15 protein-coding genes are annotated in these 13,893 nt (G+C 43.1%); 6 read left to right on the top strand and 9 right to left on the bottom strand.

Annotated elements, in window-relative coordinates:
• Positions 1 to 77: 77 nt before the first annotated feature.
• The gene (locus A7D14_RS01510) at positions 78 to 1,157 is read right to left on the bottom strand and encodes an aminotransferase class V-fold PLP-dependent enzyme (protein ID WP_067029217.1); all 1,080 of its coding nucleotides are present in this window, start codon (positions 1,155 to 1,157) and stop codon (positions 78 to 80) included.
• A gap of 54 nt (positions 1,158 to 1,211) precedes the next feature.
• Between A7D14_RS01510 and A7D14_RS01505 the strand changes: the two genes are divergently transcribed.
• Both A7D14_RS01505 and A7D14_RS01500 read left to right on the top strand, forming a co-directional pair.
• Positions 1,212 to 1,604 (top strand): 2TM domain-containing protein, encoded by a 393-nt coding sequence (locus A7D14_RS01505; protein ID WP_067029222.1) that lies wholly within the window; start codon positions 1,212 to 1,214, stop codon positions 1,602 to 1,604.
• A complete protein-coding gene (locus tag A7D14_RS01500) occupies positions 1,601 to 2,095 on the top strand; it encodes a dihydrofolate reductase (protein ID WP_067029216.1) in 495 nt (164 codons plus the stop codon). The genes A7D14_RS01505 and A7D14_RS01500 overlap by 4 nt, the downstream gene beginning before the upstream one ends.
• Before the next feature lie 3 nt (positions 2,096 to 2,098).
• Here the strand turns inward: A7D14_RS01500 and murI are convergent, their stop codons facing one another.
• The 8 genes from murI to A7D14_RS01460 form a co-directional block, all read right to left on the bottom strand.
• Positions 2,099 to 2,878, bottom strand: a complete 780-nt coding sequence (murI, locus tag A7D14_RS01495) for a glutamate racemase (protein ID WP_067029215.1) — start codon at positions 2,876 to 2,878, stop codon at positions 2,099 to 2,101.
• Positions 2,879 to 2,966: 88 nt separating this feature from the next.
• A complete protein-coding gene (locus A7D14_RS01490) occupies positions 2,967 to 3,476 on the bottom strand; it encodes an OmpH family outer membrane protein (RefSeq protein ID WP_036382606.1) in 510 nt (169 codons plus the stop codon).
• Positions 3,477 to 3,522: 46 nt separating this feature from the next.
• The gene (locus tag A7D14_RS01485) at positions 3,523 to 4,353 is read right to left on the bottom strand and encodes an OmpH family outer membrane protein (protein ID WP_067029213.1); all 831 of its coding nucleotides are present in this window, start codon (positions 4,351 to 4,353) and stop codon (positions 3,523 to 3,525) included.
• A gap of 95 nt (positions 4,354 to 4,448) precedes the next feature.
• On the bottom strand, positions 4,449 to 7,121 hold the full coding sequence (locus A7D14_RS01480; RefSeq protein ID WP_067029211.1) for an outer membrane protein assembly factor: 2,673 nt from the start codon (positions 7,119 to 7,121) through the stop codon (positions 4,449 to 4,451).
• On the bottom strand, positions 7,093 to 7,833 hold the full coding sequence (locus tag A7D14_RS01475; RefSeq protein ID WP_067029209.1) for an isoprenyl transferase: 741 nt from the start codon (positions 7,831 to 7,833) through the stop codon (positions 7,093 to 7,095). Before A7D14_RS01475 ends, A7D14_RS01480 begins: the two co-directional genes overlap by 29 nt.
• 1 nt (position 7,834) lies before the next feature.
• Complete coding sequence (locus A7D14_RS01470) at positions 7,835 to 8,518, bottom strand: DUF6089 family protein (RefSeq protein WP_067029207.1); 684 nt, start codon at positions 8,516 to 8,518, stop codon at positions 7,835 to 7,837.
• 112 nt (positions 8,519 to 8,630) lie between these two features.
• Positions 8,631 to 9,512, bottom strand: a complete 882-nt coding sequence (locus A7D14_RS01465; protein WP_067029205.1) for an NAD kinase — start codon at positions 9,510 to 9,512, stop codon at positions 8,631 to 8,633.
• A gap of 6 nt (positions 9,513 to 9,518) precedes the next feature.
• Positions 9,519 to 10,175, bottom strand: a complete 657-nt coding sequence (locus A7D14_RS01460; RefSeq protein WP_067029203.1) for a CBS domain-containing protein — start codon at positions 10,173 to 10,175, stop codon at positions 9,519 to 9,521.
• 86 nt (positions 10,176 to 10,261) lie between these two features.
• Here A7D14_RS01460 and A7D14_RS01455 point away from each other — a divergent pair, with 86 nt between their 5' ends.
• The 4 genes from A7D14_RS01455 to A7D14_RS01440 all read left to right on the top strand — a co-directional run bounded on the left by A7D14_RS01455 (position 10,262) and on the right by A7D14_RS01440 (position 13,845).
• A complete protein-coding gene (locus tag A7D14_RS01455; protein ID WP_067029201.1) occupies positions 10,262 to 10,978 on the top strand; it encodes a pyridoxine 5'-phosphate synthase in 717 nt (238 codons plus the stop codon).
• Between the two features lie 3 nt (positions 10,979 to 10,981).
• On the top strand, positions 10,982 to 11,752 hold the full coding sequence (locus tag A7D14_RS01450) for an alpha/beta fold hydrolase (protein ID WP_067029199.1): 771 nt from the start codon (positions 10,982 to 10,984) through the stop codon (positions 11,750 to 11,752).
• Positions 11,753 to 11,886: 134 nt separating this feature from the next.
• Positions 11,887 to 13,401, top strand: a complete 1,515-nt coding sequence (locus A7D14_RS01445; protein ID WP_067029197.1) for a G-D-S-L family lipolytic protein — start codon at positions 11,887 to 11,889, stop codon at positions 13,399 to 13,401.
• Between the two features lie 99 nt (positions 13,402 to 13,500).
• Positions 13,501 to 13,845 carry a phage holin family protein gene (locus tag A7D14_RS01440; protein ID WP_067029195.1) on the top strand — a complete coding sequence of 115 codons (345 nt, stop codon included), beginning with the start codon at positions 13,501 to 13,503 and terminating at the stop codon, positions 13,843 to 13,845.
• Positions 13,846 to 13,893: the final 48 nt, after the last annotated feature.

Raw genomic sequence — 13,893 nt, 5'->3', positions numbered from 1 at the left:
TGATAAAATGCTCCTAACAATAGGATTACTTTGGCAAAATTAGCGGATAGTTTCTTTTAAAAAATGATTTTGGTCATTCAAGACTTCAATAGCTTGGCAATGGCATCAATTTCATCTTCCGTGTTATAAAAATGAAAGCTCAACCGGATGCCTCCCCCGCGGGGTGACGCAACCACATTTTCCTCCGTTAGTCTTTTGAACAGCTTTTCGTCTCCCTTTATATTGAAAATGGTGCTATGTTGTTTTCTTTCCAACACACTTTGTTCCAGAAGTCCCAGCTCCGAAAATGCGGTTTTGGCCGTATTGGACAGTTTTTGTAAATGTGCCTGAATATGCTCTAAGCCAATCTCATCCAAAAAGTTAAGTGCAAATTCAAAGCTGCCAAAGTTGAAGGAGTCCAAATGTCCGGGCTCCAGGAATTTGCAAAAAGGGATACTGTTGCGTTTGGACTGATCATTGTCCACAGAACCGTTGCCAATGCCTTTCAGCTCAAATTGGTCCATTGCGGTATCCTTCACCAGAAAAAAGGCGTTGCCATAGCCGGCCAACAGCCATTTGTAGGCACTGGTGCCCAAAACATCGAACCCAGATTTTTCAAAATTAAAGGTCTCCGTGCCGCAAAACTGGGTACCATCACCAATGATCAACAGCTTGGGAAAGTCCTTTTTTAGTTGTTTTACAAAATCAAGATCAATCCGAACCCCGCTCACCCATTGCACCAAACTCAAGGCCAACACGTCAATGCTTCCGGATTTTACCTTTTCATAAATATTTTCTTCCATGTGTTCATCGATGTCCACATATTCCCGATTGAAATTTCGGGTTTCAAAGGGCCAATTCACGGAAGGATAATCGTTTTGGAGCAACAAGATTTTCTTATCCCTGGAAAGTCCTTCCAAAAGCATGTTGAGCCCCAGACTAAAATTGGGGACCAAAGCCACATTTTCAGGTTTGCAATGAAAAAATTTTCCGACAGTTTTCTTGATCTCGGGCATGTGGGCAAAGCCTTTGGCCTTCATCTCGCTACCGCCAATGAGAAAGTCCAAATCATGGCCTTGTCGCCACTCCATTAGATCTTCACTCAAAAGGCCTGCGGAAGCTGTGTTGGCATATATACATTGATTTAGGACAGGAAATTTTTTTCTTAGACTTTGCATTGCGGAGATTTTGAGTACAATTCAATTATCTTTGTTGTTAAAGATAGCCATTCCATGTTGTCCTTCGGTAAAAAGAAAAAAACAGAAATAGACTTGGAGCAGCACGAACTGCTGGAGAATGCCCAAAAGCGCATTAAACAGAAGAAGCGGTTGTACACCCATTTGGTCATTTTTTTGATCGGGAGCCTGTTTTTGGTCCTGGCCAACAAAATCCTGAAATATGGAGAGGCCTACGATTGGTCCATTTGGATCATTATTATTTGGACATTTCTATTGACCCTCCACACCTTTAATGTGTACGTTACCCATAAGTTCATGGGACAGGATTGGGAGCGAAAACAACGCGAACGCTTGGTGGAGCAACAGAAAAAACGGATTGCTGAAATCCAAAAGGAAATCGATACGGATTTTCCACTGTCCAAAATCAATAAAAAAAAAGATTCGTGAAGAAGCGACTGATCATCATTGCCGCTGCCGCAGAGAACAATGCTTTGGGGAAGGACAACGATTTGGTCTGGCATCTTCCGGATGATTTTAAGCGGTTTAAGTCCCTTACCTCGGGACACAAGATCATCATGGGCAGAAAGACGCTGGAAAGTTTTCCCAAACCTTTACCGAACCGGGAACATATTGTCATTACCCGGGACAGGGGTTACACGCCAAAATTCCCTTGTACGGTAGTGCATTCCATTGAAGATGCCATTGATTTGGTCGGTGATGCGGAAACCGCTTTTATTATTGGCGGGGGTGAAATTTATAAGCAGTCCATGCCCCTTGCCACCAGTATAGAGCTCACCCGGGTACACGGGATTTTTGATGCGGATACTTTTTTTCCGAAAATCAACCCTGATGAATGGACGTTGGTGAAAGAAGAGCATCATCCGAAGGATGATCGCCACCAGTACAGTTTTACGTATCTCACCTATCAGAGAAAATAGGTCCTAGAAATCCAGATAAGCGATTTCAGCAGTAGCGTCATCTACCAGATTTTTCAACACTTCAATACCCTTATTGGAATAAAAAAGATGCTTCCCGATATGGTCCATGTGATTCAATAGCTTGTTTTTTTCCAAAACTGCCATGGTTTGTCGTGCCACAGCCTCACCGGAATCAATAATAGTAATGTGTTCGGGGAGTATATCCTTGAGCAAAGGAATGAGATAGGGATAATGGGTACAGCCCAGGACCAAACAGTCAATATTTTGATCTAACATGGGTCGTAAAAAAGAGAGAAGCAATCCACGGGTGACCACGGAATTGGTCTGTCCGGTTTCGATCAGTTCCACAAGACCTTTTCCTTCCTGTTCCACCACCGTAATGCCTTCTGCAAATAGTTTTGAGGTATTGTGGAACAAACTGCTGGACAAGGTTCCCTTAGTGGCCAAGACGCCCACTTTTTTGGTCTTGGTGTGAAGTGCCGCGGGTTTAATGGCAGGTTCAATGCCGATAAATGGAATTTTGTAATGGGTGCGCAGATAATCAATGGCATTGGTTGTGGCGGTATTGCAGGCCACAACAATGAGCTTACAATTTTGCTGTACTAAAAACTCGGTGTTCTTTATGCTGAGCTGAAGAATCTCCTCCTTGGATTTTTCGCCATAGGGGGCATTGGCACTATCGGCCAGATAGATGGTATCTTCATGGGGGAGCATTTTTTTGATTTCTTTCCAAATGGAGGTGCCCCCTACACCTGAATCGAAAATGCCGATGGGTCTGTGCATGTCCAAAAATAGATACTTAAAATGTTATGGAACAAAAAAACCGCTTTCTCTTTGGAAAAAGCGGTTTGTAGATTGTAAAATAGGGTTCTTAGAAGCCCAATTCTTGCTTAACAGCAGGTAATAGGTCTTTTCCTTTTGCCACGATAAGGCTCAACCCTGGGCTGGCATCGATTACATAATCAAAACCTTGTGCAGCAGCAACTTTTTCAATGGCGTTCTTTGCTTTTTCAGAAATGGGAGCAAACAGCTCTTGTTGCTTCTTTTGCAACTCCTGCATAGCAGCCTGTTCAGCTTCTTGAATGTTCCTTTCGAAACCTTGGAGCTCCAATGCTCTTTCCTCATTTTCCTCTTTGGTCTTAGCAGTGGCCTCGTTGGAGTATTGGGTATACTTATTTTTAAGTTCGGTCATGGAACTTTCTATGTCTGCCCTGTAGGTTTCCTGTAATTTCTTCAACTCGGCCTGTGCAGCCTTCATCTCCGGCATTTCAGACAATAATTGCTGTACATTGACGTGCGCAACCTTGCTCTGTGCATTTACAAAACCCGTAGCCGCCACAAACAATACGAGGGCCACAGCGATTCTTTTTACATTTTTCATGATTCTACGTTACTATTTTGATGTTAAATTTAGTGCTCCAATATTTTTATTGTATTGAATCCTTTTGTTGTTCTTGCGCTTTTTCCCGCTCTTCCAATCTGGCTTTGCGTTTGGCCTCGCGCTCTTCCAATAATTTCTTTCTTCGTTCCTCGTAGGCTTTTTTTCGTTCTTCCCTGAGCCTTAATTGTTCGGCTCTTCTATCTTCCACTGCTTGGGCATTGGCCTGCTGAATGGAATCTGTTCTTTCTTGTCTTTCTTTTAGCGCTTCACTGATTTCATCATCTTCGCCTTCGTCCTCAATAAATTGCTCCAACCTGTTCTGCTCTTCTTGTTTTCTGTTGGATGCGCTTATTTTTCTCGTGCGCCCTATCTCCCTTAATACCAAGTCACTGATATCGTGCCTTTTTTCGGAGTACAACATTACAACATCTGCTGATTTATCAAAAATAAAATCGTATCTTTTATTTCCTCCTATTTTTTGGACTTCATTGAACACTTGGTCCTGAATAGGCTGGATCAAGAGCTGTTTTTGCAGCACTAAATCGCCTTGGGGTCCAAAACGGTCTTGCTGGTAGTCCAGCATTTCCTTCTCCAAAATCTGAATCTCCTCCTCACGTTCGGCGATGAGTTCATCAGTCAGCAGCACTTTTTCTGCCATTAAATCTTTCTTCATCTGCTCAATGACGCTTTGTTTCAGTTCAATTTCTTTCTTCCACTTTTGCGCCTTGGCCTCCAACTGTTCGGTGGCATCCCTATATTCCTCCACATTTTCAAGGATATATTCCATATCCACATAACCTATGCGCACTCCCCTTTGGGAAAAGCCATACAAGGATGACATCAAAACAAGTAATGACAAAAGAACTTTGGTATTCATCTTTATCCGCTTTTACATAGAAAATATCGTGCCAAAATAACTAATTAATTTAAAATGAGCTATTTATAAATTGTCCAGCCACTATTTTCCTTTGATTAAAACTGCTGCCCGATGATGAAGTGTGTTTGCCAGCCACTTGGCCCTATCGATCCAGGTTGCGCATCGGTATCGAAGCCATACCCAAAATCGATTCCCAAGAGACCGAATGCCGGCATAAAAATACGTAGCCCCACTCCGGCAGATCTTTTTAATTCAAACGGATTAAACTCACTAAAATTGTTGAAAGCGTTCCCTGCCTCCAAAAAAGACAGCGCATAAATGGATGCGGAAGGCTTAAGGGTCAGCGGATAACGCAATTCCAAGGAGAATTTATTGTATATGGTTCCCCCATCCCTTTGTTGGTTTCCAGTAATTGGGTTGGTACTGTAAGGTGTCAAGGAACTGTTCTCATATCCTCTTAGCTGGACAACATCCCTGCCATCCAAGGTAAAGTTCCCAAGTCCATCGCCTCCCACAAAGAAACGCTCAAAGGGAACATCACCAATATCATGGTTATAACTGCCCAAAAAGCCAAATTCTGCGTTGGTCCGCAATACCAGTTTGTCTACCAAATTGGTGTACCAATCTCCCTTAAACTTTATTTTGTAGAACTCCAACAGCTTAAAACGCTCCTCTTCCATTCGCTCCAAATTGTCACTCAATTGGGCAAATTCCAGTTGTTCGTCTATATCGGTTGGGTTGGAACCTATTTCCAAAAGTCTTTCAGTGGTTGTCTTGATGTCCTCTCTAAGTTGCTTGTAGTCCTTTGAACTGAAAAGCGAATACGGAGGGGTAAATTTGGCCGTAACCTCAAAATTGGATCCTGACAATGGAAATATCCTACTTGGCCCTTGCGAGCTTCGCGAAATCCCAAAGGTATAGCTCAATGAATTTGAGCTTCCGTTACCAAAATTAAAAAGTCCGTTATTAAAGTCATTGAAATCGTACAACTGATAGCTCAAGGCATGGGAAACGGTAAAGAAATCATCGGGCCACTGTACCCTTTTGGCCAAACCTGCTGAAACCCCGGTAATGGAGAATCCCCTGCTCTTGTCCACATCGATCCTGCCCCTACTTGTGAAATCAGTGGCAAATTGTTGCGTCCGAGAAAGGGAAAGATTGAACCGTACCGGCTTTTTACCGCCCAACCATGGTTCTGCAAAATTTAAACTATAAACACGGAAGGTCCTACTGGCCTGCAAACGTAGGGCAAAGGTTTGGCCGTCACCCATGGGAACCGGTTTGTAGGCTTCTCCGTTAAAAATATTCTTCAACGAGAAGTTGCTGAATGAAAGCCCCAGGGTTCCGATAAAACCGCCACCGCCAAAACCACCTTGTAGCTCTATTTGGCTGGATCCTGCTTCCACAAGGCTATAATTTACGTCCACCGTTCCCTCATTTGGATTGGGGTTTTGAATATCAGGTTTTATCTGCTCGGCATCAAAGAATCCCAATTGTCCCAATTCCCTGATACTCCTCACAAGATCCTCCTTGCTATATTTTTGGCCGGGTCTGGTTCTCAGTTCCCTAAAAATTACGTGGTCATTGGTTTTGTCGTTACCCGTTACGGTTACATGATCCAAAAAGGTTTCCTTTCCTTCAATAATGCGAATTTCAAAATCAATGGTGTCGTTGACCGCAGATACCTCAACCGGGTTGATGCTGGAAAACAGATACCCGTTGTTCTGGTACAGATTGGTCAAATCATTGGCATCGGGTTTGGATTCGTCAGCTACGCGTTCTTTGAGCAGTACCCCATTGTAGGTTTGCCCTTTTCTAATTCCAAGGACTTGGCTCAGTTGCCGGTCCGTATATACTGTATTCCCTACAAAATCGATATCGCCAAAATAGTATTTGTCCCCTTCTTCGACCTCAATTTTTAAATCGATGTTCTTTTCGTTGACCCTAATAAAGGTGTCCGAGAGAACCCTGGCATCCCTGTATCCTCTTTCGGCATAGGTGTCCACCAAATTGGAAAGATCCTCCTCATAGTCTTCCGCAATGTATTTGGATTTCTTCCAGAAACGGTAGAATTTTTTCTTCTTGGTATTTTTCAGGGATTTTCTGAGCCGCTTGTTGGAAAGCTTTTCGTTGCCCTCAAAAGTAATTTTTCGGATCTTTACCTTATCGCCCTTGTTCACATTGATCACCATGTTCTCGGTATTGGTGGCCGATGTATCTGGGGCAGTGGCAATGTTTACCTTAGCATTGAGAAACCCTTGTTTTTTGTACTTGTTCTGAAGGTAGTTCCTGGTGTTGGCGATCAAACTTTCGGTAATCTTCTTGCCCTTTTTAAGGTCCGTATCGTTGATGATGTCCTCAACCTTACGTTTTTTAACCCCATATACGGTTACATTGGCCAAGGTTGGGCGTTCGGTGATGTTCAATTCCAAGAAAATCTTGTCATCCTCAATATTGGTATAGTACATCTCCACATTGCTGAACAGCTCCAGACCCCACAGTTTCTTTATTACCGCACTTATTTCATCACCGGGCACGGTAATGGGCTGGCCCACACGCAGACCGGTGTAGGTCTTTACCGTCTGCTCGTTATAACTTTGCAGACCGGTGACCGTAAGTCCTCCCAAAATATATTGTTTTCCATCCTCAAAAGGGATTTCCTGGGCAAGGCCCTGGCCGGAGATAAGTAATAAGGGAAGGAGTAACTTTAGGTATGGTTGTATGCAGTTTTTTATACCTTTAAGTAAGTTGTTCGCTAGTTTTTCCAAATCGTCGTTCTCTATTTTGGTAACTTAATATTGCCTCTACCAAATGATGCTCTCTAAAATCAGGCCAAAATACATCAATAAAATATAATTCGGCATATGCAATTTGCCAAAGTAAAAAATTGCTTATCCTATGTTCCCCACTGGTACGGATAAGCAAGTCCACATCTGGCAAGAAATGCGTGTAAAGATGTGTATTTATAACGGTTTCATCAATATTTTCGGGTGAAATTATATTATTTTTAACTTTGATACTTATCTCTTTTACAGCGCTTTTTATCTCATCCCTAGAGCCATAGCTAAGCGCCAGGGTAAGAATCATACCTGTATTTTTTGATGTTTTTGAAATGACTTCGGAAAGTTCTTTTTGGGCTTTTTGGGGCAATGTGTCAATTTTCCCAATGGCCTTTAGTTTGATGTTGTTCTTGTTGAGTGTTTCCAGCTCCTTTCGCAACGAGGCCACCAAAAGTTTCATCAAGGTCTGCACCTCCACTTTGGGCCGGTTCCAGTTTTCTGTTGAAAAAGCATAGAGGGTCAGGCACTGAATTTGAAGCTTTGCACAATTCTCTACAGTATTCCTTACTGCTTCCACTCCATTTTCATGCCCAAAGACACGGAGCTTGCCCCGTTGTTTGGCCCACCTCCCATTACCGTCCATTATGATGGCAATGTGCTTTGGCAGTTTCTCTTTGTTAACCTCGTCTAGCGTGTGCATTTTATTGAAAACAATCCTGGCAGGGCTTGCGTCCAAAGGTATACGTTAGTGTAAAACCTGTGAAAACATACCAGTCATCGCTCAATATATTGCCGAATCTAAATTGCTCAAAATTGGAACCCTCGGGGTTACTTGCGTCCAAATTGTCCGTAAATGTATACCTGGCTCCAATTTCGGCGCCAAGAATCAGAAATTGATTTAACCGATACTTTGCCCCAACCGTCATTGGAATTGCAAAACTACCTTCTTTTTGGTTAATATCCTGCACTTGAAGGGCATCAAAATACATAAAATCATACCTGAAGTAGGTAAAACCCGTGTAAAGATAGGGTGTGAAGGCAGGTCCGAGCTTATGAAGATTATATTCCACAAAGTTAAATTCCAACCCCAGGGAGGCCTCTAAAATGGAATTATCCACGCTATATCTCCTTTGCTGACGGGATTGCATGTGTGATTTTGTGTCGTCTGCCGTAAAATCGCCATACAAAACACTGGCACGCCAGGCATATCTTTTGCTCTTGTTCCATTTAAAGATACCACCAAATGCCGGACCGGATGGCAAAATGTAATTGGTCCTTCCCACATCCCCGATCATGTTGGTGCCCCCTGCAAAGATTCCAATCTCGTAGGTTTGCGCACTGACCTTGAGCATACAGCACAAAAAAATAGCCAAAACTATTCGCATACTATCCAAAAAATTTCACGTATTAAGAGTAAAGGAAGGTCAATAAGTATACTGTTATGATTGTTCTCCTTTGTTAAACAGTTTTTAGTCCCATTTATTGTTTTTGAACCGTTCAATTCCTTCTATCTTCCCCCCAAAGCAATTTGTTACGAAGTGTTTTTAAGAAGCTTTCTGATGAGTACTCGATCATCTTAATGGTAAAATTGGACTTTTTTATTTTGATTTCCTTGCCATTGGGAATATCTGCAATTCTAGAATCCAGGGACACCAAATGGGTCTGTTCCCTGCCGGAAACCCGTAACCGTATCTCGGTATCGTCCGAGATGACCAAAGGCCGTGCGTTAAGATTATGAGGAGCAATCGGGGTGAGCACCAATGCTTTTGCTGACGGAGCGATTACGGGCCCGCCACAACTCAATGAATAGCCAGTGGAGCCTGTTGGGGTGGAAACAATGAGACCATCAGACCAGTAGGATGTTAGGTATTCATCATTCAAATAGGTTTCAACAGTGATCATGGAGGTGGTATCCTTTCGACTAACGGTTACTTCGTTCAAGGCAAAGTTGAGACCATTGAACTCATCCAAATCCGAATTGAGTTCCACCTCAACCAAAGTACGCTCCTCAACGGTATAGTGCCCGGCCACAAATTCCGTGACGAGCTTGCGCACGCTTTCCTTTTTAAAGGTGGACAAAAATCCGAGTCTTCCCGTGTTTACCCCAACAATTGGAATGCCATAGTCCTTTATATAGGTTACAGCACGCAACATGGTGCCGTCCCCCCCAAAGCTCACAAACATATCAAAAGTGGAATCCAATCCTTTGGATTGCGAAAAAGTACCTTTTACATGACCATTGGTAAAGTCTGAAACAAGATGACTGAATTTTTCTTCAACAAAAACCTCAGCGTCTATCTTTTGGAGTTCATCCAAAACCTCCAACATGCAGGTTCTGTCCTCGTCCAGAAAAGTTTGTCCGTAAATAGCGACCTTCATGCTGAACTAAACGTTAAGATATTTTTCCAAATAATCTGACCGTTGTTTTAAATCCTCCAAAAACTGGTCATCACTATTTCCAAAGACAATGGTGTAGTTGTATCGTCTAAAGGTCTGGGCCACCTCATTAAGATTCTGTGTGCCGATTTTCAATGTAATTTCCAAGATATCGTTTTCCGAACCGGTTATAAAGGCACCCAACAGGCGGGCATTGTTGCTTTCCACTATTTGGGCGATTTCGCTAAAGGAATAATCCTTTATTCCAATTGAAATTACAAGAATGGCCCCAGGTTCCTTAAAAAATGGGGTGTCTATGAACATGCCCACAATATCTTCCAGATCATAGTAGCCCGTAATCACTTGGTTCTCATCCAGAATGGGCAAGATATTGGCCTCATTTCTAGAGAACATCTCCAAAACATCCAACCACGAAGTCTCCTTTGTCACAAAAAAGCTTTCCATCTCAAACCGAAACTCCTCGATTTTCTTGTCCGGCTCAAAACAGGCCAGGTCATTTTCAGACAACAATCCCAAATAAGTGCCATTTTCTGTAACGGCCACATGGGAATAGGTGGTCTCTTCAAAAAATTGAATAACATCCTTTAAGGTCTCCGATACCTTATAAATAGGAATGGTGGTTATAATTTGGCTCTGAATCTCCATAGAATCGCTATTAGGTGCAAAATACTAATTTTAAATCGCAAAAGGCATGCCTAATTCTTATTTTTGCCAATCTAAAAAAGAACTCCATGACAAAGCTGAGTGTCAACATAAATAAACTGGCAACTTTACGAAATTCTAGGGGCGGCAACGTGCCCAACCTCATAACTTCCACCAAGGATATTGAGTCTTTTGGGGCGCAGGGCATTACCGTTCACCCAAGGCCCGATGAGCGCCATATCCGCTACCAAGATGCCCGAGATCTTAAAAAAGTGGTCACTACGGAATTTAATATTGAGGGCAATCCCATTCCCGATTTTATCGATTTGGTCTTGGAAGTGAGGCCCACCCAAGTGACTTTGGTGCCCGATGCGGAAGATGCCATTACCTCCAATGCCGGATGGGACACCCTAAAACACAAAGATTTTTTGGTGGATGTCATCAAAACCTTCAAGGAAAATGGCATACGCACCTCCATTTTTGTGGACCCTGATGTAGACATGGTGAAAGGTGCTGCCGAAACCGGGACGGATAGAATTGAACTCTATACCGAAAGTTTTGCCAAAGCCTATGCCGAAGGAAATGGGAAAACGGGCATTGCACCCTTTGCTGAAGCAGCCAAAATGGCACATGAGGTTGGCTTGGGCATCAATGCGGGCCATGACCTTAGTTTGGACAACATCAAGTTTTTTAAGGAAAATATTCCTAACTTATTGGAGGTATCCATTGGGCACGCCCTGATCTGCGAGTCCATTTATTTGGGGATAGAAAATGTAATCAATATGTACCTACACCGTCTTAAATAACCTATGGAAGTATTACATTCAAAAATATTGGGAGAAGGAAAGCCATTTATCATCCTACATGGATTTTTGGGCATGTCGGACAATTGGAAGACCTTGGGCACCCAATATTCAGAAAATGGCTTCCAAGTACATTTGGTGGACCAACGCAACCACGGAAAAAGTTTCCATTCCACAGACTTCAGTTATGAATTATTGAGTGATGATGTCATCCATTACATGAACCATCACAACCTAGATTCTGCTTTTGTACTGGGTCATTCCATGGGAGGAAAAACCGCCATGCAAATGGCCACTTCGCATCCGGATAGGGTCACTAAATTGATCGTGGCCGATATTGCCCCAAAATTTTATCCCCCGCATCACCAATTTATATTTGATGGTCTCTCCCATTTGGATTTTGATAAAATATCAGATAGAAGGGAAGCCGATGAAGAGCTATCAAAACACATCAAGGATAGAGGAATTAGGCAGTTTTTATTGAAAAACCTCTATTGGGTTGAAAAAGAAAAATTGGGATTCCGCTTCAATTTTGATGTGCTCAAAGACCGAATGGACGAGATTGGCGAGAATATAGTTCCCACTGCCGTTTATGAAGGCCCTACCCTTTTCGTTCGTGGAGATCGCTCGAAATATATCCAGCCCAACGACTTTGAAGAGATCAAGCGGCATTTTCCAAAAGCCGAGATTGAAACCATAGATAAGGCCGGGCATTGGCTGCATGCCGAAAATCCCAAACAGTTTTTTGAAAAGACCTTCAACTTCCTAAATTCATAAAATTCGACCCTTTTTATTATGCATGCATAATTTTTTTGCCCATTTTATTGTCTGTATAACAAATTTGACCTAGTTTTGGTTAACCCCGGTTTAACCATAAGTTTAACATAAACTAACTCAAACAGATTTTGGATATGAAAAAGTTGTATGCCTTACTTCCCTTTTTAGGCTTATTCTTGATTGCATGTGAAGAAGATACTGCCTCAATTGACAACACACCAGACCCCATTGAATACACTGCTGGAACAGCAGATTTCTCAAAATACGTTGCCGTAGGAAACTCCCTAACGGCAGGTTTTTCGGACAATGCCCTTTTTAGGGCGGGCCAAGAGGCCTCTTTTCCCAATATGCTGGCCGCAAACTTTGCCCTGGTGGGAGGAGGCGCATTTGAAATCCCCTATATGGCGGATAATCTGGGAGGTGCCACCATAAATGGGGAAACAGACGCCAACATGGACGGTTCTCCCGATATAGGTAACCGATTAATTTTATCCTTTGCCGCTGGACCCGCCCCAGTCCCAGTAGCCGGCCAGGGAAGCACCGAGATTACCAATAAACTTTCCGGTCCCTTTAACAATATGGGAGTGCCAGGTTCCAAAAGCTATGAACTTCTGGCACCAGGTTATGGCAGCTTGGCTGGTTTGGCCGTAGGAGCTGCAAATCCATATTTTGTGCGGTTTTCTTCATCAGAGAGCGCAACGGTGGTTGGTGATGCAGCAGCACAAGGTGCCACATTTTTCTCACTTTGGACAGGAGCAAACGACGTCCTTCTCTATGCCACCGGAGGGGGTACAGGGGTGGACCAAACGGGAAATCTTGACCCGAGCACCTATTCCAGAAACGATCTTACCGACCCCAACGTATTTGCTGGGTCGCTTGATGCCATTCTTCAGGCTATGACAGCCAATGGAGCCGATGGCGTTATCGCTAATTTACCCAACGTAACGGACGTACCTTATTTTACAACGGTTCCGCACAACCCTGTTCCTTTGGATGAGGCCACAGCTGGGCTGTTGAATGGTGCCTACGGTGCCTATAATGCAGGATTGGCCCAATTACAGGGGTTGGGGGCCATTACAGCCGATGAGTTGGCACAAAGAACCATTACTTTTTCTGCCGGCGAAGGAAATGCTGTGGTCATCATTGATGAAGACCTTACTGATTTAACCGGATTCAATCCCGCATTGATCAATATGCGCCAAGCCACTGACGAAGATTTATTGGTATTGACATCACGTACCTTTATTGGCACCTTGGCCAATCCAAACGATCCTACCTCCATCAACGGGGTTGCTGTTCCCTTGGCGGACAAATGGGTTTTGACCCCCGAAGAACAAACCACAGTGGAAAATGCACTAACTGCATACAACCAAACCATTGCCGGCTTGGCCACAGCATATGACCTGGCTTTTGTTGATGCCAATGCCCTTTTGAATGAATTAAAGACAGATGGTTTCCAACAATCGGATGGAAGCATTGTGGATGCAACTTTTGCCACTGGAGGCGGTTTTTCCCTTGACGGTGTCCACCCATCGCCCAGAGGCTATGCCATATTGGCCAATGCCTTTATAGAGGCCATTAACGAAAAATACGGTTCCAATTTGCCTGGAGTAAACCCCTTGGATTATACGGGACTGTACATTAACTAAACAACGTTTTATTTCTTATCTTGAAGGCACCGTTTGTAACGGTGCTTTTTTTTGAACTCATCTTGAGTTCTTATTCCAAAAACTCTAAAACATCATCTTATGAAACTGATTTTAAGACTTTTGCTGAACGCTTTGGCCGTTGTTATCCTTTCCTATGTCTTGCCGGGTGTTGGTGTGGATTCCATGGTCACCGCCATCATCGTTGCCGTGGTACTGAGCCTTCTCAACTTTATTGTAAAACCCATATTGGTTATTTTAACCCTCCCCATAACCATTGTTACACTGGGACTGTTCCTCCTGATCATTAATGCCATTATTATTCTTATTGCTGCCAATGTAATTGACGGTTTTCAGGTTGTGAACATCTGGTGGGCTCTAATTTTTAGCCTTTTGCTCTCCTTTTTACAGTCCATCTTACACTCCATTCTAAAGGAAGATGTATAGAATGGATTTTAGTTTGACATTCAACGCTTTAAAAAGTTGCTACCAAAC

This window comes from Allomuricauda sp. CP2A, from assembly GCF_001683915.1.
Taxonomy (GTDB): domain Bacteria; phylum Bacteroidota; class Bacteroidia; order Flavobacteriales; family Flavobacteriaceae; genus Flagellimonas.
Note: the sequence above shows the minus strand (reverse complement) of the source record. Positions and strands in the feature narration are given on the sequence as shown.

Bases quoted from the DNA above. Each gene is read 5' to 3' on its own strand.
- A7D14_RS01510 (WP_067029217.1), bottom strand. From the start codon at position 1,157: ATGCAAAGTCTAAGAAAAAAATTTCCTGTCCTAAATCAATGTATATAT.
- A7D14_RS01505 (WP_067029222.1), top strand. From the start codon at position 1,212: ATGTTGTCCTTCGGTAAAAAGAAAAAAACAGAAATAGACTTGGAGCAG.
- murI (WP_067029215.1), bottom strand. From the start codon at position 2,878: ATGCACAGACCCATCGGCATTTTCGATTCAGGTGTAGGGGGCACCTCC.
- A7D14_RS01490 (WP_036382606.1), bottom strand. From the start codon at position 3,476: ATGAAAAATGTAAAAAGAATCGCTGTGGCCCTCGTATTGTTTGTGGCG.
- A7D14_RS01485 (WP_067029213.1), bottom strand. From the start codon at position 4,353: ATGAATACCAAAGTTCTTTTGTCATTACTTGTTTTGATGTCATCCTTG.
- A7D14_RS01475 (WP_067029209.1), bottom strand. From the start codon at position 7,833: ATGCACACGCTAGACGAGGTTAACAAAGAGAAACTGCCAAAGCACATT.
- A7D14_RS01470 (WP_067029207.1), bottom strand. From the start codon at position 8,518: ATGCGAATAGTTTTGGCTATTTTTTTGTGCTGTATGCTCAAGGTCAGT.
- A7D14_RS01465 (WP_067029205.1), bottom strand. From the start codon at position 9,512: ATGAAGGTCGCTATTTACGGACAAACTTTTCTGGACGAGGACAGAACC.
- A7D14_RS01460 (WP_067029203.1), bottom strand. From the start codon at position 10,175: ATGGAGATTCAGAGCCAAATTATAACCACCATTCCTATTTATAAGGTA.
- A7D14_RS01455 (WP_067029201.1), top strand. From the start codon at position 10,262: ATGACAAAGCTGAGTGTCAACATAAATAAACTGGCAACTTTACGAAAT.
- A7D14_RS01450 (WP_067029199.1), top strand. From the start codon at position 10,982: ATGGAAGTATTACATTCAAAAATATTGGGAGAAGGAAAGCCATTTATC.
- A7D14_RS01445 (WP_067029197.1), top strand. From the start codon at position 11,887: ATGAAAAAGTTGTATGCCTTACTTCCCTTTTTAGGCTTATTCTTGATT.
- A7D14_RS01440 (WP_067029195.1), top strand. From the start codon at position 13,501: ATGAAACTGATTTTAAGACTTTTGCTGAACGCTTTGGCCGTTGTTATC.